Origin of the sequence: Pseudoalteromonas sp. 2CM36K (assembly GCF_023161865.1) — a bacterium.
Taxonomy (GTDB): domain Bacteria; phylum Pseudomonadota; class Gammaproteobacteria; order Enterobacterales; family Alteromonadaceae; genus Pseudoalteromonas; species Pseudoalteromonas tetraodonis.
Genome location: NZ_JALNTK010000008.1, coordinates 36600 through 62722, shown reverse-complemented (window position 1 = coordinate 62722; position 26123 = coordinate 36600). Strand labels below are relative to the sequence as shown.

The 26123-nt window shown below is 40.8% G+C and carries 19 protein-coding genes and 1 pseudogene; 16 read left to right on the top strand and 4 right to left on the bottom strand.

Features of this window, described 5'->3' with window-relative positions; genetic code table 11:
• Positions 1–83 precede the first annotated feature (83 nt).
• Genes rpe through trpS form a run of 3 tightly spaced genes read left to right on the top strand, consistent with a single transcriptional unit; the run spans position 84 to position 2470 of the window.
• Positions 84–767 carry a ribulose-phosphate 3-epimerase gene (gene rpe / locus MTN97_RS06780; RefSeq protein WP_248474017.1) on the top strand — a complete coding sequence of 228 codons (684 nt, stop codon included), beginning with the start codon at positions 84–86 and terminating at the stop codon, positions 765–767.
• Positions 767–1432 carry a phosphoglycolate phosphatase gene (locus tag MTN97_RS06775; RefSeq protein ID WP_069438818.1) on the top strand — a complete coding sequence of 222 codons (666 nt, stop codon included), beginning with the start codon at positions 767–769 and terminating at the stop codon, positions 1430–1432. Before rpe ends, MTN97_RS06775 begins: the two co-directional genes overlap by 1 nt.
• 33 nt (positions 1433–1465) lie before the next feature.
• Positions 1466–2470: a tryptophan--tRNA ligase gene (gene trpS / locus MTN97_RS06770; RefSeq protein ID WP_138626375.1), complete on the top strand. Its 1005-nt coding sequence runs from the start codon at positions 1466–1468 to the stop codon at positions 2468–2470.
• A 55-nt stretch (positions 2471–2525) separates the two neighbouring features.
• Here the strand turns inward: trpS and MTN97_RS06765 are convergent, their stop codons facing one another.
• Positions 2526–2870 (bottom strand): hypothetical protein, encoded by a 345-nt coding sequence (locus MTN97_RS06765; RefSeq protein WP_248474016.1) that lies wholly within the window; start codon positions 2868–2870, stop codon positions 2526–2528.
• Between the two features lie 210 nt (positions 2871–3080).
• Positions 3081–4223 carry a transposase gene (locus MTN97_RS06760; RefSeq protein WP_248474015.1) on the bottom strand — a complete coding sequence of 381 codons (1143 nt, stop codon included), beginning with the start codon at positions 4221–4223 and terminating at the stop codon, positions 3081–3083.
• Between the two features lie 56 nt (positions 4224–4279).
• Here MTN97_RS06760 and tnpA point away from each other — a divergent pair, with 56 nt between their 5' ends.
• Positions 4280–4708: an IS200/IS605 family transposase gene (tnpA, locus tag MTN97_RS06755; protein WP_036932746.1), complete on the top strand. Its 429-nt coding sequence runs from the start codon at positions 4280–4282 to the stop codon at positions 4706–4708.
• Between the two features lie 481 nt (positions 4709–5189).
• Here the strand turns inward: tnpA and uvrA are convergent, their stop codons facing one another.
• Entirely contained in the window at positions 5190–8015 is a 2826-nt protein-coding gene (gene uvrA, locus MTN97_RS06750; protein WP_248474014.1) for an excinuclease ABC subunit UvrA, read from the bottom strand.
• Between the two features lie 163 nt (positions 8016–8178).
• On the opposite strand from uvrA, the gene MTN97_RS06745 reads away from it, so the two are divergent.
• The 3 genes from MTN97_RS06745 (at position 8179) to MTN97_RS06735 (ending at position 12270) form a co-directional block, all read left to right on the top strand.
• Positions 8179–9546: an MFS transporter gene (locus MTN97_RS06745; RefSeq protein ID WP_248474013.1), complete on the top strand. Its 1368-nt coding sequence runs from the start codon at positions 8179–8181 to the stop codon at positions 9544–9546.
• Positions 9547–9566: 20 nt separating this feature from the next.
• Positions 9567–10256 carry a single-stranded DNA-binding protein gene (gene ssb / locus MTN97_RS06740; protein ID WP_248474012.1) on the top strand — a complete coding sequence of 230 codons (690 nt, stop codon included), beginning with the start codon at positions 9567–9569 and terminating at the stop codon, positions 10254–10256.
• An 823-nt stretch (positions 10257–11079) separates the two neighbouring features.
• Complete coding sequence (locus tag MTN97_RS06735) at positions 11080–12270, top strand: EAL domain-containing protein (RefSeq protein ID WP_248474011.1); 1191 nt, start codon at positions 11080–11082, stop codon at positions 12268–12270.
• Positions 12271–12299: 29 nt separating this feature from the next.
• On the opposite strand, the gene MTN97_RS06730 is transcribed toward MTN97_RS06735, so the two are convergent.
• Positions 12300–13208 carry a 1-aminocyclopropane-1-carboxylate deaminase/D-cysteine desulfhydrase gene (locus tag MTN97_RS06730; RefSeq protein ID WP_248474010.1) on the bottom strand — a complete coding sequence of 303 codons (909 nt, stop codon included), beginning with the start codon at positions 13206–13208 and terminating at the stop codon, positions 12300–12302.
• A gap of 336 nt (positions 13209–13544) precedes the next feature.
• On the opposite strand from MTN97_RS06730, the pseudogene MTN97_RS06725 reads away from it, so the two are divergent.
• The 9 genes and pseudogenes from MTN97_RS06725 to tldD all read left to right on the top strand — a co-directional run bounded on the left by MTN97_RS06725 (position 13545) and on the right by tldD (position 26123).
• Positions 13545–15468 (top strand): annotated as a pseudogene (locus MTN97_RS06725) (SUMF1/EgtB/PvdO family nonheme iron enzyme).
• Between the two features lie 134 nt (positions 15469–15602).
• Positions 15603–16646 carry a rod shape-determining protein gene (locus MTN97_RS06720; RefSeq protein WP_036981126.1) on the top strand — a complete coding sequence of 348 codons (1044 nt, stop codon included), beginning with the start codon at positions 15603–15605 and terminating at the stop codon, positions 16644–16646.
• A complete protein-coding gene (gene mreC, locus MTN97_RS06715) occupies positions 16646–17488 on the top strand; it encodes a rod shape-determining protein MreC (protein WP_171034717.1) in 843 nt (280 codons plus the stop codon). The genes MTN97_RS06720 and mreC overlap by 1 nt, the downstream gene beginning before the upstream one ends.
• Complete coding sequence (gene mreD, locus MTN97_RS06710) at positions 17481–17960, top strand: rod shape-determining protein MreD (RefSeq protein ID WP_036981128.1); 480 nt, start codon at positions 17481–17483, stop codon at positions 17958–17960. Before mreC ends, mreD begins: the two co-directional genes overlap by 8 nt.
• Positions 17960–18529 carry a Maf family protein gene (locus tag MTN97_RS06705; RefSeq protein ID WP_036981129.1) on the top strand — a complete coding sequence of 190 codons (570 nt, stop codon included), beginning with the start codon at positions 17960–17962 and terminating at the stop codon, positions 18527–18529. The genes mreD and MTN97_RS06705 overlap by 1 nt, the downstream gene beginning before the upstream one ends.
• 1 nt (position 18530) lies before the next feature.
• On the top strand, positions 18531–20003 hold the full coding sequence (gene rng, locus MTN97_RS06700; protein ID WP_013463925.1) for a ribonuclease G: 1473 nt from the start codon (positions 18531–18533) through the stop codon (positions 20001–20003).
• On the top strand, positions 20003–23851 hold the full coding sequence (locus tag MTN97_RS06695; protein WP_248474009.1) for a YhdP family protein: 3849 nt from the start codon (positions 20003–20005) through the stop codon (positions 23849–23851). Before rng ends, MTN97_RS06695 begins: the two co-directional genes overlap by 1 nt.
• Entirely contained in the window at positions 23848–24687 is an 840-nt protein-coding gene (locus tag MTN97_RS06690) for a carbon-nitrogen hydrolase family protein (protein ID WP_248474008.1), read from the top strand. The genes MTN97_RS06695 and MTN97_RS06690 overlap by 4 nt, the downstream gene beginning before the upstream one ends.
• Entirely contained in the window at positions 24684–26123 is a 1440-nt protein-coding gene (tldD, locus tag MTN97_RS06685; protein ID WP_248474007.1) for a metalloprotease TldD, read from the top strand. The genes MTN97_RS06690 and tldD overlap by 4 nt, the downstream gene beginning before the upstream one ends.

Here is a 26123-nt window from a genome sequence, read left to right as displayed (position 1 = left end):
GCGCTATTTTTAAAGGTGGTACTTGGGTAACTTCGCTAATTAAGTTACATTAACGGCATAAATTATTCATTAACGGATTAGCGATGCTCAACTGTGAACAAAAATACTTAATAGCGCCCTCAATATTATCTGCAGACTTTGCACGATTAGGCGAAGATGTCGACAAAGTGTTAGCCGCTGGTGCTGATGTCGTTCATTTTGATGTAATGGATAACCATTACGTACCTAACTTAACGGTTGGCCCAATGGTATGTAAAGCACTTCGCGACTACGGGATTAAAGCCCCGATTGATGTGCATTTAATGGTAAAACCGGTAGATAGCTTAATTCCACAATTTGCCGAGGCGGGTGCATCAATTATTACCTTCCATCCAGAGGCGAGCGAGCATATTGACCGTACTTTGCAATTGATAAAAGATGAAGGTTGTCAAGCAGGCTTAGTGTTCAACCCTGCAACAAGTTTAAGCTACCTCGATCACGTAATGGATAAAGTAGATGTGATCTTATTAATGTCAGTAAATCCTGGGTTTGGTGGGCAAAGTTTTATTCCACAAACACTCGAGAAACTGCGAGAGGCAAAACAACGCATTGTTGAATATGGACGTGATATTCGTTTAGAAGTAGATGGTGGTATTAAAGTAGATAACATAGCCGCGGCGGCTGAAGCGGGAGCCGATATGTTTGTTGCAGGCTCAGCTATTTTTAATCAGCCTGATTATAAAACGGTGATTGATGAGATGCGTCAGCAATTAGAAAGTGTTAAATAATGAAATATGATGCAGCGTTTTTTGACTTAGACGGCACCCTAGTTGATAGCGTGTACGACTTGTATATGGCTTTAAATTTAACACTTAGCGATTTAGCGTTTCCAATTGTCAGTCAGCGATTAGTTGAAAGCTGGGTAGGTAATGGCATTGAGGTGTTAGTTAAACGAGCTCTTTGCGGCGATATGCAAATTAGTGAGCATCTCGATGAGGCTTTAAGCGAACGAGCTACCAACCTGTTTTATCAACATTACAGTGAGCAGGTCGGTGAATACAGTGTGTTATATCAGCATGTTGAAACTGGTCTTGCTGCTCTCAGTGGTATGCCTAAAGCACTTATTACTAATAAAGCACGCCGCTTTACTGAAATGCTTTTAGATAAGCTCGCTATTCGCAGTCATTTTGAAGTGATTGTTTGCGGTGATGACATGGCAAAAAAACCGTCACCTGAGCCGCTATTATTTGCTTGCGATGCATTAAATATAACGCCTGATAAAGCGATTATGATTGGTGATTCAAAGAGTGACATACTCGCAGCGCAAGCCGCTAACATTGACGTGATAGCGCTTACTTATGGGTATCACCAGGGAGAGCAGTTAGCGGATTATAATCCGCAGTACCTATGCGATAACTTCTTAGCTATAATACCGACACTAACACAGCGTTAAGCATATTTAATTAAGTAAAAATAAAGGAAAATCATGAGCAAACCAGTAGTATTAAGTGGCATGCAGCCAACCGGTGGTATGACAATAGGCAACTATGTTGGCGCTATTAACCAGTGGGTTAAGCTACAGGAAGAATATGATAGCTACTTTATGCTTGCAGACTTGCATGCAATTACCGTACGCCAAGACCCTGAATTATTGCGTGCTCGTGTACTCGATGGCGTTGCGTTATATACGGCATGCGGTATTAACCCAGAAAAAGCAGCGTTATTTGTACAATCTCAGGTACCTGAGCATGCGCAACTTGGCTGGGTATTAAACTGTTATGCGCAAATGGGTGAGCTTAATCGCATGACCCAGTTTAAAGATAAGTCGGCAACGCATGCTAATAATATTAATGTGGGGTTATTTGCTTATCCAGCTTTGCAAGCGGCTGATATTTTACTGTACCAAGCAGACAAAGTACCTGTAGGTGAAGATCAAAAACAGCACCTTGAACTAACGCGTGATATTGCAACTCGCTTTAATAATGTTTACGGCGATATTTTTACGCTGCCAGAACCGTATATTCCAGAATTTGGTGCGCGAGTAATGAGCCTGCAAGATCCACTGAAGAAAATGTCTAAGTCAGATGAAAATCCAAATGGCTTTATTATGATGTTAGACGAGCCGAAAAAGATTGAGAAAAAGCTTAAAAAAGCAGTTACCGATTCTGACGAGCAAGCGCGTATTTACTTTGATCGCAAAGAAAAGCCAGGTGTATCTAATTTACTTACACTACTAAGTGTGGCAACTAAGCGCTCAATTGAAGAGTTAGTCCCTGAATACGAAGACAAAATGTATGGCCATTTGAAAAAAGACACCGCAGCAGCTGTTGTCAGCATGATTGAGCCAATTCAAACACGTTTTAAAGAAATTCGTGAAGATCAAACACTTCTTAATGACATCATGAGAGCAGGGGCTGAAAAAGCCGGCGCGCGTGCAGAAACTACATTAAAAGCAGTTTATGATGCGGTTGGGTTTATTCCACGCCCATAGGCTCGTTTATTTGCAGATACAAAAATGCCGCTAATTTAGCGGCATTTTTTGTATTTTAATGTTTTGTAGCAGAAATACCGGCAGACTCACAGGCTCTAACTATAAATTTATAACCGTAAGGCATGCTTTGATCAGGCGTTATTTCAATAATTTCGTAATCATTTAGCTCTATTGACTTACTCTCTGTTGATTTCTTACAGCGTGAATAACTGTCAGCTTCATAACTATAGGCAAACATGGCAATTAAGCGCTTACTATGTTCAAAGTAGCCTTTAGTATCTAAAAACTGCCTAACCGTTTGAGTGTTCTCATCTTCGCCTTCTAAGCGAATACCAAATGTTTTTGTCTGAGCGCCGTCATCGTCTGAAGAGGGAAGTTTTTTCTTTATTTGCTTACTCAACTTTTCTATGGCTTGCTCTTGTTCAGCGGGGGGTTATTTGCGAGCGATTGGCTATTTTCAAAGCTATTTACTATATCGTTTAATACTTTTTCAGGTTGTTTTTCATCAATAAATGCAATCAGACTTACAAACACTACCGTCGGTGACTACTCACCGCCTTATCAGGCGATGCTTCTTATTTCGTTAGCCGTTGCTCGGTAGTATCGAGACTTACGCAGCTTCCATAAGCAGAGACGACTGTCCAGCCGCCTTTAATTCCTGAATACCTTTATCACGGATATTGAGGGCGGCATTTAAGTCGCGATCTATACCTGTAGTGCCGCAAGATGGACAATCCCACTTGCGAACTGATAAGGGGATTTCATCCATTTTATGACCACAACAATGACAAGTTTTAGAACTTGCATACCACTGGTCGAGCTTCACTAGGTGCTTACCTTGCTCTTTCAGTTTGTACTCCAACTTAACGACAAAGCCATGCCATGAGGCATCCGCTATGTGTTTCGCCAGTTTGTGGTTTTTCATCATATTGGCTGATTTCAATGTCTCAACTATCACCGCTTGGTTTTCGTCAACGAGAGTTCGAGAGAGTTTGTGTTGAAAGTCAGCGCGAGCATTCGCTACTTTTTCATGGCATTTGGCTACCAGCAAACGTGCTTTTGCCCTGTTTGCGCTGCCTTTTGCTTTTCTGGATAACTGACGCTGTTTGCGTCTGAGGTTTTTCTCAGCACGTTTTACAAATCTTGGGTTGGCGGTTTTTCTGCCATTAGATTGAATAGCAAAATGAGATAAACCTAGATCGATACCTGTAACCTTACTTACCGTGTGAAGCAGTACTGGCGCTTCAACTCCATCATCAACAAGGATCGAGGCGTAGAACTTACCCGTTTTGCTTAGGCTTACCGTGATGCTTTTAACTGAGCCAATAATTTCACGATGGATATTCGCTTTAACAGGCTTCATCTTTGGGAGCTTGATTGCGCCATCAAGCACCTTAACACCTACGCAGTGATAACTAGATTGTTTGCCCTGTCTACGCTTGAATTGCGGGTATTTGGCTTTTAACTTCGGATTGAAAAAGTTATCAAAGGCTTGATGAAGGTTAATTACCGATTGCTGCAAAGCGATGGAGTCGTATTGCTTCAACCAGTGGTATTTTCGTGATTTCTTGGCAACTGCAAGTAGTGGCTTTATATCCTTTTTAGGATTCAGAGTGACACCATACTTGCGGTACATGTGAGATTTTAAATAAAGAGCTTTGTTATACGCAAAACGTACAGCGCCAAACTGAGCAATTAAAAACTCAGCCTGTTCTTGCGTTGGGTAAATACGTACCTTTGTTGCTCTTAACATTTCAGTGCTCACCTGTATAATATCTATATATTATTAATTTAAACTGGATTTGTAAAGTGAGTGCGCACAATAAAGAGCTATTGAGTAATTACCTGAGAAAGCGCCACAGCGTAAGCAAGTTGGTAGTGCATTTAGTTTTCACAACGAAGTACAGGCGTAAGTTACTTACTGGCGTAATGATCGAACAGTTAAGGGATGCACTTGAGTCAGCTTGCGGAAAATTAGAATGTGAACTTATTGAGATGGACGGAGAACAAGATCACATACATCTACTTGTGGCGTACCCGCCAAAACTTTCAATTAGTGTAATGGTGAATAATCTTAAAGCCGTTTCATCACGGATGCTGAGATTACAAAATACGCATTTAACAAGACAAAGTAAGAGTGCTGCTTTGTGGTCTAGGTCTTACTTTGCTTGCAGTGCGGGTGGAGCAACGATTGAAACGCTTCGAGCTTATGTTGATAGCCAATCAACACCAGATTAAAGTTCTTCGAACTTTATGCCTTATATCCCCGCCCTAGGATCGGGCGAGGGTTTACGGCGAAACTGCTAAAAAAAGCGGGTTAATGCAGTTAGAAGTGGTGAGTAGCTTTGGCTAATAAACTTTATGCGATCAGATCCAAATGGCTTGATTAGTAATACTGGCATAAAATACCAAAATAACTGCTTTACCGGCGAGTGAATTCCAGAGCTGATTAAACTTAGGCCAAAATTCTATGATCAGCGCAATAATAGTAATAGTGGCACATAGCCACGTTAACTTAAAAATGGCTAGGGTTATAAACGCAAGCAGATAAAGTTTTTGCGCGGTGTTAAGGTTAAACCATATGCTTTTTATATGGCTAAGCAGTTTAACTTGGTGTGGTTGCCAGCTTTTTTGCTGTTGCTTAAACTGCTTATTAGCACGCCATTTTGCAATTTTAAATACCTTAACACCGACTTTCCTTATCTAAAGCGTATTACCGTTATTTATTTAATAACGGTTTTAAGTAGTGCCCAGTATGAGAGCGCTGGCATTCAGCCACTTCTTCAGGTGTACCTGCAATCAGTATTTCACCGCCGCCAGCACCACCTTCAGGGCCTAAATCAACGATCCAGTCGGCTGTTTTGATTACATCTAAATTGTGCTCAATCACTACAATGGTATTGCCATGATCGCGCAGACGATGCAGTACTACTAATAATTGCTCTATATCTGCAAAGTGCAGGCCTGTTGTTGGCTCATCTAATATGTATAGCGTTTTACCGGTATCACGCTTAGAAAGCTCACGTGCTAACTTAATTCGCTGTGCTTCACCACCAGAAAGTGTTGTAGCTGCTTGGCCTAAACGGATATAAGAAAGTCCAACATCCATCAGGGTTTTAAGTTTACGTGCAATAGCCGGTATTTTATCAAAGTAGTCATGGGCATCTTCAACGGTCATGTCGAGCACTTGGTTGATGTTTTTGCCTTTATATTGTACTTCTAAGGTTTCGCGATTATAACGTTTACCCTTACACACATCACACGGTACATAAACGTCTGGTAAAAAGTGCATTTCTACTTTAATAACGCCATCACCTTGGCATGCCTCACAACGCCCACCTTTAACATTAAAACTAAAGCGACCTACTTTGTAACCACGTGAACGGGCTTCTTGAGTACCTGCAAATAGCTCACGAATACCAGTGAAAATACCAGTATAAGTGGCAGGGTTTGAACGCGGTGTGCGGCCAATAGGACTTTGGTCAATATCAATTACTTTATCAAAGTGCTCAAGGCCTGCAATTGATTTGTAAGGTGCCGCTTCTGCGGTTGTGGCACCATTAAGCTCAGTGTGAGCGAGTTTAAATAAGGTATCGTTAATGAGTGTAGATTTACCCGAACCAGATACGCCGGTAATACAGGTCATTAAGCCAAAAGGTATTTTTAAATCAACATTTTTTAAGTTATTACCAGTAGCACCAAACAGTTCTAACCATTTCTCGTTAGTAGCATGGCGCTCTTTAGGTACTTCTATTTTACGCACACCCGATAAAAACTGGCCGGTAACCGAGTCTTTGCTTGCTAAAATATCATCGCGTGTACCTTGAGCAATAACATGGCCGCCATGTACGCCAGCACCTGGGCCAATATCAATAATATGATCAGCGGCACGAATGGCGTCTTCATCGTGTTCTACAACAATAACGGTGTTACCTAAATCACGTAAATGAACTAAGGTTTTCAATAAACGGTCGTTATCACGTTGGTGCAAACCAATTGAAGGTTCATCCAGTACATACATAACACCCACTAACCCAGCACCAATTTGACTCGCTAAGCGAATACGTTGTGCCTCACCACCTGAAAGTGTGTCGGCGCTGCGCTCAAGTGATAAGTAATTTAGACCTACATTTATTAAGAACGATAACCGGTCGCGAATTTCTTTTAGTATCTTCTCGGCGATTTGGCCTTTTTGCCCAGTCAAATGCAAGCCTTCAAAAAAGCTCATTGCCTCACCAATACTCATATGTGTGATGGTTGGTAAGTTAGTTTGACCAATAAATACGTTACGTGCTTCTTGGCGAAGGCGCGAACCTTTACAACTAGGACACGCTTGACTAGTTTGATACTTAGCTAGCTCTTCACGCACAGAGTTTGATTCAGTTTCGCGGTAGCGGCGGTTCATATTATTTAACACGCCTTCAAATACATGATTACGTGTAACTAAATCACCGCGGTCATTACGGTAATTAAATGCAATTTTAGTATCACCCGAGCCATCTAGAATAATTTTCTTATGTTCTTTTGCAAGCTCTTGATAAGGAACATCTAAATCAAACTCGTAATGTTGTGCAACTGCTTGCAACATTTGATAGTAGTAAAAGCTGCGTTTATCCCAACCTTTAATTGCACCGCCAGCTAAGCTTATTTCAGGATTATGGACCACGCGATTAGGGTCAAAGTATTGTCTTACGCCTAAACCATCACAGCTTTGACAAGCCCCTGCAGGATTGTTGAACGAAAATAAACGCGGTTCAAGCTCTGTCATCGCATAGCCACAGGTTGGACAGGCAAAATTTGCTGAAAACAGCATTTCTTCAGCATTGCTATCGTCCATAAACGCAATGTTGGCAACGCCGCCTGACATTTCAAGTGCTGTTTCGAATGATTCCGCGAGACGTTGTTGCTGGCCGTCTTTGACTTTAAAGCGATCAACCACGACTTCAATTGTGTGCTTTTTATGTAGATCTAGTGATGGTGGATCAGATAGGTCGCACACTTCGCCATCAATACGTGCGCGAATGTAGCCTTGGCTTGCAAGCTGCTCTAATAGCTTTACATGTTCGCCTTTACGGTCTTTAACAACAGGCGCCAAGAGCATTAACTTTGTGCCTTCAGGCAGCGCCAGTGTGGTATCGACCATTTGGCTGATTGTTTGCGCCGCGAGCGGTAAATCATGAGTCGGACAGCGAGGTTCGCCAACGCGTGCAAACATCAAGCGTAAATAATCGTAGATTTCAGTAATAGTTCCCACGGTTGAACGTGGGTTATGCGAGGTTGATTTTTGTTCTATGGAAATAGCAGGAGAAAGGCCTTCAATATGATCTACATCGGGCTTTTCCATTAATGACAAAAACTGCCTTGCATAAGCAGAGAGTGATTCAACATACCGGCGTTGCCCTTCTGCATACAGCGTATCAAATGCAAGTGATGACTTTCCTGAACCAGATAAGCCAGTAATAACAATTAGTTTATCACGTGGGATGGTTAGGCTGATGTCTTTTAAATTGTGCGTGCGGGCGCCTCGGACTTCAATGTTTTCCATGCTATCTCGTTTATTGCCAAAATTATTTGTTCAGTATCGCATAATACGCTGCAATATTAATCCTTGATCATCGAAAAAATCCTTAGTTATAGACGATTAATTATTGCCAAGCTTGTGATAGAATCCTTGCCTAATTTTTTAACACAGTAAGATCACGCAAATAATGACCGCATCTTCACTTAATTCACGAGAAAAACGCGCCGCCGTATCGTTAGCGAGTGTGTTTGCATTTAGAATGCTCGGCTTGTTTATGCTGATGCCTGTTTTAGCTATTTATGGTCAAGAGCTTGAAGGCTTTTCACCTATCTGGATTGGTTTTGCAATTGGTGCGTATGGTTTAACTCAGGCCGTATTACAAATCCCAATGGGGAGACTTTCCGATAAAATAGGTCGTAAAAAAGTCATAGTCGGTGGTTTGGCGGTGTTTGCTTTAGGTTCGGTAATTGCCGCTTTGGCAGAGTCTATTCAAATGGTGACGGTAGGGCGTGCGTTACAAGGCATGGGAGCTATCGCCAGCGCATTATTAGCGTTTGCATCAGATTTAAGCCGTGATGAACAGCGCCCCAAAGTGATGGCGGTGATCGGCATGAGCATCGGCATGAGCTTTGCGTTTGCGATGTTATTAGGGCCGATAGTGGCAGCTTCATGGGGCATTGCAGGCGTATTTTGGCTAACGGCTATTTTGGCTGTGTGTGGTATTTTTATAGTCACTATGCTCGTTCCCAGTGCAATAAATAAAGCCCCTAAAGGCGATACGCTTGCCAGTTTTAGTGACATCAAAAAATTGATTAAACACCCACAGCTGGCACGTTTAAATGCAGGCGTATTATTGCTGCATCTAACATTAACGACTATTTTTGTAGTATTACCAAGCCAATTAATTAAAGATGGCTTAGTGGCCGTAAACCATTGGCAGCTTTATATTCCGGTTTTATTTTTGGCGTTTTTTTTAATGGTGCCAGTAATGATAGTGGCAATTAAAAAAGAGAAAGAAAAACAAGCCTTTATTGGTTCTGTTATGGTTTTAATAGTCAGCATGTTAAGTATGTCTATGTGGGCAAACAGCGTTGTTGGTATTGCGGTTTGTATGCTGTTATATTTTGTTGCGTTTAACTTTTTAGAAGCCACTATGCCGGCTCTTGTGTCGCGTATTGCTCCAGCAAGCCAAAAAGGCTCAGCCATGGGGGGGTATTCATCGAGCCAGTTTTTAGGCGCTTTTTTAGGCGGCATGCTTGGCGGGTATGTAGCACAAACAACTAGTACGCAAGCTGTGTTTGCGGCGGCGGCACTTGTTGGGGTAATATGGCTTATTATAGCGTGGAAAATGCAAGTCCCACCGAAAAGCAAAGTTATTAGTTTAATGACCCAATTAGATTCTGAAGAGCAGGCACAAACACTGGCTTCTCAGTTAGTTGCTTTACCCGGCGTAATAGAAGCAACCGTAGTTCGCGACGAAAGCCGCAGCTACTTAAAGATTAATGATAAAGAATTTGACCTAGACCAAGCCCGAAGAGTGGCTGGTTTAATCTAACGTTTATAGGAGATGGTTCCATGGCACGCGGTGTGAACAAAGTAATTTTGGTTGGTAATTTAGGGCAAGATCCTGAAGTTCGTTACATGCCTAATGGTAATGGTGTAGCAAATATTACCTTAGCAACTTCAGATAGCTATAAAGATAAAAACACTGGCCAAATGGTTGATAAAACTGAGTGGCACCGTGTGGTATTTTTTGGCAAGTTAGCTGAAATTGTGGGTGAATACTGCCGCAAGGGATCACAAATTTACGTAGAAGGAAAACTTCAAACCCGTAAATGGACTGATCAACAAGGCCAAGAAAAATACACTACAGAAATCGTTGTTGATGGCTTTACGGGTCAAATGCAAATGCTAGGTGCACGCGGTGGCGACCAACAAGGTGGTGGTTATCAAGGTAACCAAGGTAGTCAACAAAGTAGTGGCTATCAAGGAAACCAAGGCGGGCAACAAAGCGGTGGTTATGGTCAAAATAACCAAGGCCAAAATAGCCAGCAAGGCAGTTATGCTCCACAGCAGCAATCTGCACCTGCTCAGCAGCAAAACAACCAATACCAGCCACAGCAGCAAGGTGGTTTTGCACCACAACAAAATAGTGCACCACAACAGCAAGGCGGGTTTGCACCTAAGCCACAAAATGCACCGCAAGGTGGCGCATCAAACCCTATGGAACCAACAATCGACTTTGATGACGATATCCCGTTTTAACCAAAGACAAAAATAAGAATGTTGAAAAATTCTCTAGAAAGCCGCTATTAAGCGGCTTTTATTATTAAAAAAATGACCGTATTCCATTTCTACAGTTTTTAAATCTGAATAAATACTTCCTAAAGTAAACATATGAATGTGTAAAAAGCACTGTGATACTGGTGTTTTTATTTTTTAAGCCAAGCCCTCCTTTGTTCAAACTAATATATAAATAATGACAGCTGTTTAGTTAACTAATTAAAGGCTAAATATAATGTTTATAACATTAAGTACTAACTTTTAAACCTCTGCTAAACTTTTATTGTTGGCTTGTACAATTGCAAATAGTAGACAACACTTTAATAACTTATTTGATGTGCCGGTGGGTTATGAAAGCCAGTAAATTTCACTTTACCAATTATTCAAATGCTTTGTTTTATGCTCTGTGTATCGCCTTGCTAGTGATTATTAATAGCGGTTTAAGTTTGGTTTTACAGCATCAAAACGAGCAAGTTGGTTTAAAGCTAGCGAAGCAATTGCAACAGCCATTGGCCAATGAAAATCAACTTATTGCAAATACGCCTTTTACGCTCGCCCCTAATAAAAACTCTATTTATATAGAAAAACAAAAACATTATTTTAGCGCTAACTCAAAAGGAATTTTGCTCTACTCATGGCCAGTTTGGTATAGCTATAGCTATTTGTTTTTAATAATAAACGCGTTTTTTTGCTCGCTATGCTTTGTATTCGACGTTTTAAAAAGCCTAAAACAATAAAAAACAGCACAATAGCCTCTAAACGTCAGCAGCACTTTAATAATAAGAAAGTGCGTTATGCACCCAAAGTGAGTTCTTTACAGCTCGCTCCAATAGCGACAACTAATGTGCAGGAAGCAATTAAATATAATGTATTTGCACTTATTCAGTGTGAATGTCATTTTGATGCAAACACTGACTTACAAGCGACCTTTAAAGTCTTATTGGCAAAAGACTTTATTAATACGACTGAAATATCCGTTAAGTTATTAACTGCAGGCAATTTTGCTTTTACTCTCAAAGGGATTGATGCAATTGATAAACTCAATTGCGCTAAATATTTACATCAATGCATTGTAAGTGCCGCTCATGTATTGGCGCCAAGAACTGCACAGAGGCATGTAAAAGTAGGTTTATGTACTTATTATTCAGAGGCTGATCAGGTTATGGTGTATCAGCTGGCAAAGTCGGCACTTACTCTTTCACAGCAAAATCGAGTTAAGCATTATCACCAATTAGCGTTAAATTATGGTCATGTCCAAAAGCTCGATAGACACTCAATACCACAACGAATTAAAAAGCAAAAATTGGCTATTTTATTTCAACCCGTATACGAGCTCGATAGCGGCGCTATTATTAAGCATTACGTATCAATTAAAAGTAATGACAGGGGAAATAAACAATTACTTAATCAAGAAAGTATCAGTCAATTTTATAACGAAGGTGAGGCGCTATTGCACGATCAAGCGGTAGTTATGCAAGTAAAAAAACTATTGCTTATAGATAAATCATCGTCAGTTATTAGTATTAAGTTACATCCTAAAAACTGGTTTAATAACGAGTTTTGGAGCTGGTTAACTGCTTATATCAATGACTTAAAAAACCAACATACACTGCAATTTTCTATAAATGAATCAGAATTCTTAAATAATCAATTACGTTTGCAAGGCGCTTTTGCAACAATAGCGGCACTAAACTGCAATATTGTAATTGATGATGTGAGAAGCAGTAAAAATATCTTTAAGTTTATGCTTAATAAACAAATATCAGGGCTTAACTTAGCTTCTGAACTTGTCCATGGGATAGAGCGCAGTAATTCACAACAAAAATACGTTAGGGGGATTGTGCATATGGGTAGATTATTGAGCTTGTCAGTATTTGCACTTGATGTGGAGACGCCTCAGGAGCTACAACTTTTAAAAGTAATAGGCATTAGCGGCGCGCAAGGAGGATATTTTTCTAAATTGCTCCCCAATTATACCCAAGTCGCATTTCACTAATGCTAAGCAATTAACAAGTTAAATATACTCTACACTAATTTGCGATATTTTAGCCCTTCTAAACCTTGCAACCCACCAGTATGTATTGCAATAATTTTGCTGTTAGGGGCAAAGTAATCATTATTGATGAGCTGCCAAAGTGCGTACATCATTTTACCGCTGTAAATAGGCTCCAAGGGTAATTGATGTTGCTGCTGCATGTGTTGGCAAAACTGCCATAACTCAGCTGTAAAACGACCATATCCACCACCGTGAAATTGCGTAAGTAGTTGCCAGTTATTTTGTGATTTTGCTTTAGGACTAAGAGCGCGTATTTCGTCCCGCAGGTAGTCGGCTTGCTTCAAAACAGCAATCCCTAGTAGGTTGATTTTATTTGAGCTGCCCTCTATCAATCCAGCCAAGGTGCCGCCACTGCCAGTTGGACAGATTAAGTAGTCGTGCTCAGGTAAACTCTGGGCAAGCTCTTTACATCCCTCTATAGCAAACTCGTTAGTGCCTCCTTCAGGTAGAATGTATGCGTTTGGAAAGCGTGCCTGTAATGCGGCTAAATAGGCTTCATCATGTCGTTGTTTGTACTCTATACGATTGACTGCATATAACTGCATACCACATTGCTGTGCAAATTTTAGAGTAGGATTATTTAGATCAAGCTGTGGGCCGCGCACAATTGCGTGGGTTGTTAAGTTAAACTCTTTACCAGCAGCGGCGCACGCATGAATATGATTTGAAAAGGCCCCACCAAATGTAAGTAATTCAGATTTACCCAGTTGTTGCATACGAACTAAATTGTATTTGAGCTTTCGCCATTTATTACCGCTGATAAGTGGATGCAATAAATCATCGCGCTTAATAGTTAAAGTTATTTTTTTGTCTGTTAGTAATTCACTGGTAATTGTTTGTAAATAGCTATGTTCATTAATACTGAATGGTATTGGCATTATCACTCTTTTTCATTAGTTACATTATGAATGTGCTGTGTAATAGCATTATTTTGACTCAGTTTTTATTACTTAAGCAAACTAAAAAATATGAATACGCGGCTAAATTGGCATCTTATATAGCGTAAAATGCAGATAAATCTCGGTGTTGTTAAATAAATTAGCTATTTAGTACAAATGAAACGGTTATTTACTGGCATGAAACGGGATAATAGTTGTAAACTGAGATAATAAATGAACAAAGCTTGTGTTTTGTGCTTCAAGTACATAGCATAAGGTTTTATTATAAAAAATAATAATAACCAAATAATTGCCGCTTTTTTGGGACTGAAATATATGCGAATCGCCCCTTTATCTCTGTTATTTTATGCTAGCTTTTTTGCAAGCACAGTATTTGCACAAGATACAACTACTGTAAACAGAATTGAATCAGAGATTAATGCGAAACAAACAGAATACACTCGTTCAACGACGATGCTCGATAAATATTTAAAAGAAGAGAATCAACTTCAAACACAACTTGAATTGCTGAGAACGTGTTCCACACAGCTTGATAAAGAAAAAACCCAAGCGTTGGATGCGATGAATGATATGTATCGACGTTTCATTGATAATCCGTCGCTATACATTACCTCTGCACAATCGCGTTATCAAAAAGCCGTTGTTGATCAAGAACAAAATAAAAATGATATTTTTATGCAATTGGCGGCAATTGCATCCATCTAAAAGATATTGAGCAAGTTCGCGCTGATAAACATGCACTTCAAAACACGATTGAAAGCTTAAAAGTGCAATATATTACGGCGCGTGTAGAGCGATTACGCAATGAATTTACCCGAGAGGGTACGCTTGAAGTTGACCATACCATTAACTGTAAGCGCACTGAAGCACTGGCGGCAAGTGAGCAGAGCGGTCAGCAAATAGGACTGAAAAAGGCAACTAAACGTTTTTTAGATCAAATATTTGAAAATTATACAGAAAAACGTCTTGTTGAACCTAAGCGAGACATGGCTGGGGCACAAGCACAAATTTTAAGTAGTCACGTGATTAAGAGCGCATTTAGCGGGCAAGGTGATTGCAACGCCAATTTAAGCGTTACTAAGCGCGAAGATGTAAACAGCAGTCGTTTATGTCACTTACTTAGTGTGAATAATAGTTTTTGTTTAGAGTATGGTACCCCGCTGGCAAATACTTATCAGCCAGCTTATAGTACTACTTTCTCTGATAGTCAGTTAATATTCAGCGATAATGGGGATAATAAAGCTGCTGCCGTTGTCGCTAAAACAGTTAATAAAAAGCCTAAAGTGGTCGCTGAGAACAAGAAAGATAAATTAGTTCAGTTAACCTTACGCTCTAATGTACACGGCGATGCAGTATTTATTAATGATATTGAGTCGGTTCTACTCGTTTGGTGACGAACTTACCACGTGGTTTGCATAAATTAGAAATACGCAAAGAGGGTTACATCCCTTATAAAGCGCGAGCAAATAATACAAGCAGATTGCCCAAAAGGAGTGGAAGTTGATACACGCCTACCTATGGTGGACCCATCAGCAGTGATGATCCCCGTTGGCAAATTTAAAATGGGTGATATAAACGGCAATGGGCTTGAAAATGAACGCCCCGTGGTTGAAAAAACGATTAGTGAATCTTTTGCTACGCAGAGCAAAGAAGTGACTGTTGGCGCATTTGAAGCGTTTGTAAACGAAACGCAATATAAAACCGAAGCTGAAAAAGGCAAAGGTTGCGCATATTACCTCAACAGGCGAACCTGTTTGGGAAGAAAGCTTAAATTGGCGAGCTCCAGGATTTGAGCAAACCAATGAGTTTCCTGCTGTGTGTTTGACAAAAAAATGATGCTATTGTTTACGCTGAATGGTTTTTTGATAAAGCAGCGCAAACGTATCGTTTACCTACTGAGGTTGAGTGGGAATATGCGGTGCGTGCAGGCACTGAGACAGAGTACCCATGGGATAACGAAATTGGTAAAAATCTAGCTAACTGTGGTTGGTGTGGTAGCGAGTGGTCTAATAAACGCACGGCTCCGGTAGGGTCTTTTTCTGCAAATGCATTTGGCTTATGCGATACTGTAGGCAATGTATGGGAATGGACTAGTAGTACAGGGAATAAAAAAGATGCCGTTGTTCGCGAAGGTGCATGGAATTTTGCCCCAAGCCTTGCTCGTGCATCAACGCGTTTAATTTTAGCGCCAGATTTTAGAGCTAATTATATTGGCTTTCGCTTAATGAGCGAACGATAATATTTAATGGGGAAGCGACGCTTCCTCTTTTTAATGATTACAAAGACGGCTGCGCTTTACATTGCTCATTGTGTTGAGAATGTTAAAGTAAGCGCAACTAAAACAAGAACGAATTTCAAAGGTCATCCAGCCTCATGTTTAAAAAACTCCGTGGTATTTTTTCAAACGATCTATCGATCGATTTAGGTACAGCCAACACACTAATTTATGTAAAAGAAGAAGGTATTGTATTAAACGAACCTTCAGTTGTTGCTATTCGTCAAGAGCGTGCTGGTGGACCTAAAAGTGTTGCATCTGTAGGTGCAGAAGCTAAGCAAATGTTGGGCCGTACGCCTGGTAATATTAAAGCTATACGTCCAATGAAAGACGGTGTGATTGCTGATTTTTATGTTACTGAAAAAATGTTACAGCACTTCATCAAACAAGTGCACAATAATAATTTTATGCGCCCAAGCCCACGCGTGCTTATTTGTGTTCCTTGTGGAGCTACTCAAGTTGAAAAGCGTGCAATTCGTGAATCAGCAATGGGTGCAGGTGCTCGCGAAGTCTACTTAATCGAAGAGCCAATGGCAGCTGCAATTGGTGCCGGTTTACCGGTGTCTGAAGCAACGGGTTCTATGGTGGTTGATATTGGTGGCGGTACAACAGAAGTCGCTATTATTTCACTTAATGGTGTTGTGTATTCATCTTCAGTACGCATTGGTGGTGATAAGTTCGATGAAGCCATTATTAATTATGTGCGTCGTAACTTTGGTAGCTTAATCGGTGAAGCCACCGCTGAGAATATTAAACACCAAATTGGATCGGCATTTAAAACAGACGAGCCAGTAGAGATAGAAGTGCGTGGTCGTAACCTTGCAGAAGGCGTACCTCGTTCGTTTACGCTTAACTCGCATGAAATCTTAGAAGCATTACAAGAACCACTAATGGGGATTGTAAGCGCTGTCATGGTGGCGCTTGAGCAGTCTCCACCTGAGCTGGCATCTGATATTTCAGCGCATGGTATGGTGTTAACTGGCGGCGGCGCATTACTTAAGGATTTAGATCGCCTGCTAATGGAAGAAACGGGCATTCCAGTGGTTGTTGCTGATGATCCACTTACGTGTGTTGCACGTGGCGGCGGCAAGGCCCTTGAAATGATTGATGTGCACGGTGGTGACGTTTTTAGTTACGATTAATGAAATCAATGTTTGAAAAAACGGTTTCTTTGCAACTGCGACTTTTTGTCGCAGTGCTTTTGAGTATCGTATTGATCCTTGGAGACAAGTACACGCAAGGTGGACAGAACATTCGTACTAGTTTGAATACATTGGTCAGTCCACTTATTTATGTTGCTAACCTACCTTACGAAGTATTTAGCTTTAGCGCCAAAAGTTTGCATACCCGTGAGCAGTTACTAACCGAAAACGAAGCACTCAAAAAGAAGCAAGTATTGCAAAGTGAGCAAATCCAGCAATATGAGTTTTTAGCAAAAGAGAATCAAAAACTTCGTGCATTACTTGGCTCTTCCTCTAAACACACCAATCGTAAAATTATTGCTCAAGTACTTTCTGTTCATTCAAATCCTTATAGTCACCAAGTGGTGATAAATCGGGGGACCACCGATGGTTTAAGCGAAAGCCAAGCGGTGATTGATGATATGGGGTTAGTCGGGCAGTTGACTAAAGTTGGTTCAACAACCTCGCGGGTGCTGTTAATTACAGATACTACCCATGCAACACCGGTGCGTATATTACGAAACGATGTGCGCACAGTGGTTGAAGGTATCGGTAAAATTAACGTGTTAAAGCTATCACATGTACCGCATAGCTTAGATGTGCGTATTGGTGATGTGCTGGTAACCTCTGGCCTAGGTGGTACCTTTCCTGAAGGTTATCCGGTTGCGGTGATCACCGAAATAACTCGTGATGAAGGCCAACCTTTTGCTCAAGTATTTGCTGAGCCGATAGCTCAATTAGATCGAATTCGGTTACTAGTGGTATTATGGCTAAATCAGCAGGAGTTGATGGGTGATGATTAACCGTCATATGCTCTTAATCGCATTAAGTATTTTCTTTGCATTAGTAATGGTGCTAATGCCGTTACCTTTTTCACTTGAACCATTTCGTCCTGATTGGGTGCTGTTGGTGCTTATGTACTGGTCTTTAGCTTTACCGCATAGACTAAATATAGGGACTGCCTGGGTTGTTGGGTTATTAATTGACTTAGCAACAGGCTCCTCATTGGGTGTTAATTCCTTAACTTATTCAGTATGTATTTTTATTACTGCAAGTAACTTCCAAAAAATTCGCAATTTTTCATTGTGGCAACAAAGCCTACTTATAGGCTTGTTCTTAACGCTTTACCACTTAATGCAGTTTTGGTTAAATCACTTTTTACTTGGCGTTTATTTTAGCCCACATTACTTATGGCCTGTATTAACAGGCATGTTGAGCTGGATATGGGTATTTTTATTACTTCGAAAATACCGTAGACATTTTAGGATCAGATAATGACTTGCGCAGTATATTTAGCCTCCGCGTCTCCCCGTCGTAAAGAGCTTCTAACCCAATTGGGGATTGAATTTTCACAGTTTAGTGTTGATGCCGATGAAAGTCAGCTTGCTAATGAGCGCCCGTATGACTATGTAGAGCGTTTAGCGCGTTTAAAGGCGCAAATGGGCGTAGAGCAAGGGTATACTGACCGGCCAGTGCTAGGTAGTGATACTGTGGTGGTGATGGATAACCAATCATTATGTAAGCCTCGAGATAAAGACGATTTTACTCAAACCTTAAAGCGCTTATCAGGGAGCACGCACCAAGTGTTAACAGCCATCGCTTTTGCTACATCAGATAAAGTACTCAGTTGTGTGGTCAGTACAGATGTCACCTTTAAAACGCTCAGTGATGAAGAAATACATGCTTATTGGCAAACGGGCGAGCCTCAAGATAAAGCCGGTGGTTACGGTATCCAAGGATTAGGTGGGCGCTTTGTAACGCATATTTCGGGTAGCTATTTTGCCGTTGTCGGCTTACCTTTATATGAGACAGAACAATTATTAAATACATTCTTAAGAGGGTAGCATGAGTACAGAACTACTGATCAATGTCACGCCAAGTGAAAGTCGCGTTGCCCTAATCGAAAACGGTGTATTACAAGAAATTCAGCTAGAACGTATTGGTAACTTAGGTATCGTGGGTAATATTTACTTAGGTAAAATAAGCCGCGTGTTACCAGGTATGCAAGCCGCTTTTGTTGATATAGGCCTAGAGAAAGCTGCCTTTTTACACGCTTCAGATATCGTTAATAGTGCCTCTATCGTTGAGGGTGTTGACGACGAGCCGATTAAAAAAGTCCAAGATATTCGTGAGCTTGTTCGCCAAGGTCAGTACATTATGGTGCAAGTGGTTAAAGATCCTTTGGGTAGCAAAGGGGCACGTTTAACCACTGATATCACGATACCTTCACGGTATTTAGTGTTTATGCCTGATGCGACACATGTTGGGGTGAGTCAGCGTATCGAAACGGAAGAAGAGCGTGCAAGGCTGAAAAAAATTGTAGCCGAATACGGCGATGAAAATGGTAGTTTTATTGTCAGAACAGCTGCTGAAGGCGCAAGTGAAGCTGAGCTGAGACACGATGCAGCTTTTTTAAAAAAGCTCTGGGATAAAATTGTCTCTAGACGCAGAAAAACAAGCAAAGCCAGTATCTTGCATGAAGATCTTACACTTGCCTTTAGAACGTTACGTGATTACGTAGGTGAAGATATGGAGCGCATTCGTGTTGACTCTAAGCTTACCTACCAAGAGCTTAAGCTGTTTACTGAAGAGTTTGTGCCTTTGTTATCACAAGTGCTTGAGTATTACCCAGGTGAGCGTCCCATTTTTGATTTATTTGATGTAGAAAGTGAAATTCAAAAAGCACTGCATCGTAAAGTTACTTTAAAATCGGGTGGTTATTTGATCATAGATCAAACTGAAGCGATGACCACTGTCGATGTTAATACCGGTGCTTTTGTTGGTCACCGTAACCTTGAAGAAACTATTTTTAATACCAATGTAGAAGCAACGTCTGCTATTGCCCGTCAACTAAGGCTGCGCAATTTGGGCGGTATTATTATTATCGACTTTATTGATATGGTAAGCGATGAGCATAAACGCCGTGTAATGCATTCATTAGAATCTGCACTCGATAAAGATCGTGCCAAATCTAATATCAATGGTTTGTCGGCATTAGGCTTAGTTGAAATGACCCGCAAACGTACCCGCGAAAGCCTAGAGCATGTACTGTGTGATGTATGCCCAGCATGTTCAGGGCGTGGCTCACAAAAAACAGTTGAAACGGTCTGCTATGAAATTCTTCGTGAAATAGTACGTGTTAATCGCGCTTACGATGCAGATAAGTTTGTAGTATATGCTTCGCCTGCAGTTTGTGAAGCGCTATTAAATGATGAGTATCATAACCTCGCCGAATTAGAACTATTTATTGGAAAGCAGGTCAATATTCAAACTGAAAGTTTATACAGCCAAGAGCAGTTTGATGTGGTAATGATGTAATGAAATTTAAAGCGGCCTGTTTTTATTGTGTACGAAAATTATGGCAAATAAGTGCTGTAATTTTAGTACTACTGGCCGTGATTGTTTCTATTTTAAAATACACTTTACCCTACGCGAACGATTATAAAGGGGATATAGAAAGCTACCTTGATGATAGGTTTGATATTAGTTTATCTATAGGTACTATATCAGCAAGTTGGCAAGGCAGTGGTCCCGCTTTAGTACTCGAAGAATTATCATTTAAAGACAACCAAACAGCCCCTATCTCTTTAACCATAGCTAAAACCAGTTTAGAGCTAAATCTTTGGGAAAGTTTAAAGTCGCTGCAGTTTAAATCAAATTACTTTGTGATCAATGGTTTTCATACCAAGGTTAATGTCGCCAATTTATTTGCAGGTGATCAAGATGAAGTTTCATTTGAGCAAAAAGAATTAATAGAAGGACTGTTTTTAGGCGAAACCGGTCACTTTGCAATAGAAAACTCCAGCATCAGCTTTGTACTAGAAGATAACAAAGAACGTAAACTGTTATTAGAAAACATTGTATGGCAAAACCAAGATAAACAGCATCTTGGCAGTGGTAGTCTAGCGCTACCGGGTATTTCTGTGGGTAATTTTGATGCCCGTATTGCGCTCAAAGGTGAAACCTTAGAGCAAATGGTAGGTGATCTGTATGTGCAGGCTAATCAGGTTGATGTGTCAAATTGGTTAGCCCAGTATATAAATACTCAAAAGCAGCAACTGCATAGTGATTTAAATTTACAAGCATGGCTTAGGTTAGAACAAGGCTTAGTAAGTGACGTAAAAGTACAGTGGTTACCGAGTGCGGTAAATTGGCAACTCAATGAGCAAACACAAAAAGTCAGCCTAAGTGAAGGGGGATTTCATTTATACCCTGAGCAAAATAGCTGGCGGTTAAAAAGCACTGGCTTAGCGTTTAGTACCAACGAAATAATGTGGCCTAGCCTCGAATTTGAAGCTTTATTAGGCAAGAAAAATAAAATATGGCTACAGCAACTCGATTTAGCCCTATTAAATGATTTAGCAGAATTAACTAATTTTACTGATTTAACTCCTTTTTTAGCTCGCCAACCCAGTGGTGAAATAAAAAACGCGTATCTAGAGTTTGCCGATGCAAAGCAATGGCAACTATGGTTTAAAGCCGATGAAATTAGCTGGCAAGAAAAAAACGCCGTACCCGCCGCTCAATCTTTAAGGGTTGATGGATTAGTTAATCAGCAATATGGGCGGATCACTATTTTTGGTGAAAACAGCCATTTAATTACAGGTGCTAGTTTTAGTAATAATATTGACTATAACCAGCTAAACATTGAATTAGATTTAGCTAAGCGCTCAGGCGATTGGCATATTAGTAGTGATAACCTGTGGTTTGATAACAATGAAGTGACCTTAAGCGCACAGATGAAATTAAGTTTAGGTAAGACGCCTCGCTTAGATTTATATGCCGAAGCATTTGCCCCCGATGCCAGTGTTGCCGGTCATTATTTTCCTTTAACGTTAATGAGCCCTGAGTTAGTTAGTTATTTAAATGGCGCAATAAAATCAGGTGAAGTAACAAATGCCCAGGTGTTATTCTCTGGTCCATTATCAGGCTTTCCATTTGACGATGGTTCTGGGCAGTTTGATGTTTTAGCGCAAATAGATAATGCTACCTATCAATTCGATCCGGCTTGGCCAGCAGTCACAAATGCCAGTGTAAAGCTGCATTTTGCAAATGAGCGAATGGATATTTATAGCCAGCAAGGCCAACTGGTAAACCTTGACGTTGGCAGTAGTGTACATGTGAGTATTGATGACTTAATGGGCGATGCGCCATTGGTGGTTAGTATTGATAAGCAAGCTGAACTTGAAAAAATGCACGATTTTTTTGCCGCCACACCTTTAGCAAATCCATTAGCTGATATTTTTAATGTTGTACAGGGACAGGGGCTTGCCAGCGCAAACATTGAATTGCTAATCGGCTCACAATTTGAGGGCGGGGCGAGTGTAACTGGTACGGTTAATTTACTTGATTCACCACTTTATATTTCAGCGCCAGGCATTTCACTTGAGCATTTAAAGGGTGAACTTAGCTTTAATAATCAACTAATAAACCTCACCGATGCTACGGCTACATGGCTTGGTATGCCATTAACGATTAACTACACTAGTGACGCAAACGCAGAGGATTATCGCGCTAATATAAATATAAATGCTCAGCTTGATGCGCAAACACTCATAAACCATGGTCAAGGCATTTTAGATGGTTACTTAAGTGGGCAAAGTGACGTTGATATTGCTTTAGAGCTTAATTTTACCGAGCAAGGGTTTAACTATCGTGCCGAAGTTGAATCGCCACTTATTGGCTTAAATAGTTCCTTGCCAGGAGTATACACAAAAAGCAGTGAGCAAATTTGGCCTCTGAGTGCGGTTATTCAAGGTGATGATATCTCTAATCTGATCACTGCAAATATTAATGAGTTATTTTATTTCAATGCCATTCTAGACAATACTCAATCGCAGTTTACCAACGCTCATTTTATCATCGGTGAAAAAAACTTAGGGCTTAACTCACAAAATTTAGCGGTGAGTATTAATTTAGCGCAGAGTGAGTTATTACCTTGGATTGATTTAATTGATCAAATTATTAATGTAGCTAAAGCGCAGCCTGAGAATGCATCGCCGGGCGTGATGCCGCCTTTACATGAAGTGGTTGCGAATATTAACTCTTTTAACGTGAGTGACATGCAGTTTAATGATTTTGATATGCGTTTATCGCCCCTAAATAATAATTTGCAATTAAAGCTCAATGCCAAAGAGTTAAGAGCCGAAGTATTTATACCTAGCGGGCAATCAAGTCAGCCGATTCGAATTAATAGCGATTATTTAAGGCTTAATTTTTTAGATACAGAATCAGAGCGACTGAGCGAAAAATCAACCCCTGAACAACTTGCATGGCTTACAAAATTACCGGCTATTGAATTTGAATGTGCCGATTGTAAAGTAAGTCATTATCAGCTTGATAAGGTAAGCGCCTCATTGTTAGGCGATGGTAAAAAGCTGCTTATTTCTGAGCTAGTGGTTGATAAGGGCGACCATATATTACGGACTAAAGGGCAATGGCAGAATGGCCTAACGGCGATGAGTGGTGAACTTAAAAGTGATGATATTGGCGCCTTATTTAATGAGTTTGATATTACCACCACTATTAAAGACTCAAACGCCAATCTAAATTATCAGCTAAATTGGCAAGCGGCACCTTATGATTTAGACATTGCCAGTTTAGATGGCGAAATTAGCTGGGATTTAGGCGAAGGCCATTTAACTGAAATCAGTGATGGAGGTGCACGCGTATTCTCATTACTGAGCCTTGATTCATTAGTGCGTAAGCTAAAGCTTGATTTTAGAGATGTATTTTCTAAAGGTTTTTTTTATAACAGCATGCAAGGCACCATGCAGATAGATAAAGGCATTGCCTATACCCAAGATACTAAAATGGATGGGGTACCTGCCGATCTCTCTATAAAAGGGTATGCAAATTTAAATACTCTCGAAATTGACTACGACTTAGCCGTGGCACCACAAGTAACCTCGAGCATTCCGGTGATTGTGGCTTGGATGGTTAATCCAGTAACGGGGCTTGCAGCTTTAGCAATTGATAAAGTGATTCATTCTGCCCGAGTGATCTCAGAGATCAACTTTAAAGTAACAGGCAAAATGAACGATCCTCAGGTACAAGAGTTAGATCGTAAGAGTCGAGAGGTGACTTTACCGCAAGCAGCACAAAGTCAGCCACAAGCATCCTCAGAGTTAAAGCTTAAAGATGCCGAGGTTAGCGCCACACAATGAATAAACAAGGTATAAATTCAGCCCCTGCGATTATTGCATTGCAAATGTGCTCAGGCTTAAACCCTGATGATAATATTGCAAAATTAAAACAGGCATTACAAACCTTACCGACAGCTCGTCCGCTGCTAGTGTGTTTACCAGAAGCATTTTTAGTGTTTAGTAAACACGCAGGTGATACGCTTTTAGTGTCACAGCGTATTGAACAGTACAAACAGCAACTCAGTGAATTGTGCCGTAAGCACAATATTTGGTTAAATGCTGGCACGCTACCAGAGCCGTATAACCAGCATAAGTATTACGCTGCCTCACACTTGTTTAATAACCAAGGCGATATTGTTGCAAGCTATAACAAAATACATTTATTTGATGTTGAGGTAGATGACCAGACCGGCAGCTACCGAGAATCCGATTTTACTCAAGCCGGCGATGAGGTTGTGGTTGTTGATTCGCCCTTTGGTAAAATTGGTTTAACAGTGTGTTATGATTTGCGTTTTGCTGGTTTATTTAATGCCTTAGTTCGCAAAGGCGCCGAAATTATATTAGTACCCAGTGCGTTTACTGTTCCAACAGGTAAAGCGCATTGGCAGCCGCTACTTGCAGCGCGAGCTATAGAAACGCAATGTTATGTTATTGCTGCAGCGCAATATGGAACGCATGAAAACGGTAGGCAAACTTATGGTCACAGCCTCATGTTATCGCCTTGGGGTGAAACATTAAGTGAAAAATCAACAGGGCTTGGTTTTATTAGTTGCGCCGTAGATTTAAACCAGTTACACAAAATTAGACGAGATATGCCGCTGCAATCTCACCAACGATTTAGAGAGCCATTATTATGAATTCGGTTGAACAGCATTTATTACACGACAGCCAGCTAAATCGAGAAGAACTCGAAAAAACATTAGCTTATATTCATCAGCACAAAGTTGATTATGCCGATCTTTATTTTCAATCGAGTCATCATGAGTCTTGGGTATTAGAAGATGGCCTTGTTAAAGAAGGGTCTTATAATGTTGAGCGTGGTGTTGGCGTACGGGCTGTTAGTGGTGAAAAAACCGGTTTTTCGTATTCAGACGCAATCAATCTTGAAGCGTTAAACAAAGCAGCCACGGCAGCACGGAGTATTGCCGATGCCGGTGAAGATAAAGCGGTTAAAGTATTCAGCGATGTGGCTGCAAAGCAGCAGTATGCGCCACATCAGCCTATTTCTAGCATGAGCGATACCGATAAAGTTAATTTGTTACGTGAGCTTGAAAATTATATTCGCGAATTAGCCCCTGATGCTGAGCAAGTTATTAGCTCAATGTCTGCGGTATACGAAGAAGTATTAATTGCAGCCAGCGATGGCACCTTTGCTACCGATATTCGCCCACTGATCCGTTTAAACTGCTCTGTATTACTTGAAAAAAATGGTCGTCGTGAACGTGGCGGTGCTGGTGGCGGCGCCCGCCTAGATTATGGTTACTTTAAAGAGCTTGTTGATGGCAAGCCGCGTTGGATGGGTTTTGCAGAAGAAGCTGTTCGTCAAGCTAAAGTAAACTTAGAAGCCATTGATGCCCCTGCGGGTACTATGGAAGTGGTATTAGGTAATGGCTGGCCAGGCGTGTTGTTACACGAGGCCGTAGGTCATGGCCTAGAGGGTGACTTTAACCGTAAAGGCGCGTCTGCGTTTAGCGGTAAAGTAGGGCAAAAAGTTGCTTCAGAGCTATGTACTGTGGTTGATGATGGTACTATGGCCGATCGCCGTGGTTCACTTAATGTAGATGACGAAGGTACGCCTGCAGCCTATAACGTACTTATCGAAAACGGTATTTTAAAAGGCTATATGCAAGATAAAATGAACGCGCGTTTGATGGGGGTAAACCCAACAGGTAATGCACGTCGTGAGTCATACGCGCATTTACCTATGCCACGTATGACCAACACTTACATGTTAGGCGGCGAGCATAGCCAAGCTGATATTATCAGCACGGTTAAAAAAGGCGTGTTTGCTCCCAATTTTGGTGGTGGTCAAGTGGATATCACCTCAGGTAAGTTTGTATTTAGTGCCTCAGAAGCGTATTTAATTGAAAATGGTAAAATCACCCAGCCAATTAAAGGGGCAACATTAATTGGTAATGGCCCTGAGGTTATGCAACAAATTTCTATGGTAGGTAATGATTTAGCGCTTGATAAAGGTGTAGGTGTTTGTGGTAAAGACGGTCAAAGTGTACCAGTAGGCGTAGGCCAGCCAAGTTTGAAAATTGATCAGTTAACGGTAGGTGGCACGGCTTAA

Excerpts from the sequence above, each read along its gene's own strand:
- uvrA (WP_248474014.1), bottom strand. The coding sequence starts at position 8,015 with ATGGAAAACATTGAAGTCCGAGGCGCCCGCACGCACAATTTAAAAGAC.
- MTN97_RS06745 (WP_248474013.1), top strand. The coding sequence starts at position 8,179 with ATGACCGCATCTTCACTTAATTCACGAGAAAAACGCGCCGCCGTATCG.
- ssb (WP_248474012.1), top strand. The coding sequence starts at position 9,567 with ATGGCACGCGGTGTGAACAAAGTAATTTTGGTTGGTAATTTAGGGCAA.
- rng (WP_013463925.1), top strand. The coding sequence starts at position 18,531 with ATGAGTACAGAACTACTGATCAATGTCACGCCAAGTGAAAGTCGCGTT.
- MTN97_RS06730 (WP_248474010.1), bottom strand. The coding sequence starts at position 13,208 with ATGCCAATACCATTCAGTATTAATGAACATAGCTATTTACAAACAATT.
- mreC (WP_171034717.1), top strand. The coding sequence starts at position 16,646 with ATGAAATCAATGTTTGAAAAAACGGTTTCTTTGCAACTGCGACTTTTT.
- mreD (WP_036981128.1), top strand. The coding sequence starts at position 17,481 with ATGATTAACCGTCATATGCTCTTAATCGCATTAAGTATTTTCTTTGCA.
- rpe (WP_248474017.1), top strand. The coding sequence starts at position 84 with ATGCTCAACTGTGAACAAAAATACTTAATAGCGCCCTCAATATTATCT.
- MTN97_RS06695 (WP_248474009.1), top strand. The coding sequence starts at position 20,003 with ATGAAATTTAAAGCGGCCTGTTTTTATTGTGTACGAAAATTATGGCAA.
- trpS (WP_138626375.1), top strand. The coding sequence starts at position 1,466 with ATGAGCAAACCAGTAGTATTAAGTGGCATGCAGCCAACCGGTGGTATG.
- MTN97_RS06760 (WP_248474015.1), bottom strand. The coding sequence starts at position 4,223 with ATGTTAAGAGCAACAAAGGTACGTATTTACCCAACGCAAGAACAGGCT.
- MTN97_RS06720 (WP_036981126.1), top strand. The coding sequence starts at position 15,603 with ATGTTTAAAAAACTCCGTGGTATTTTTTCAAACGATCTATCGATCGAT.
- MTN97_RS06705 (WP_036981129.1), top strand. The coding sequence starts at position 17,960 with ATGACTTGCGCAGTATATTTAGCCTCCGCGTCTCCCCGTCGTAAAGAG.
- tldD (WP_248474007.1), top strand. The coding sequence starts at position 24,684 with ATGAATTCGGTTGAACAGCATTTATTACACGACAGCCAGCTAAATCGA.
- MTN97_RS06775 (WP_069438818.1), top strand. The coding sequence starts at position 767 with ATGAAATATGATGCAGCGTTTTTTGACTTAGACGGCACCCTAGTTGAT.
- MTN97_RS06690 (WP_248474008.1), top strand. The coding sequence starts at position 23,848 with ATGAATAAACAAGGTATAAATTCAGCCCCTGCGATTATTGCATTGCAA.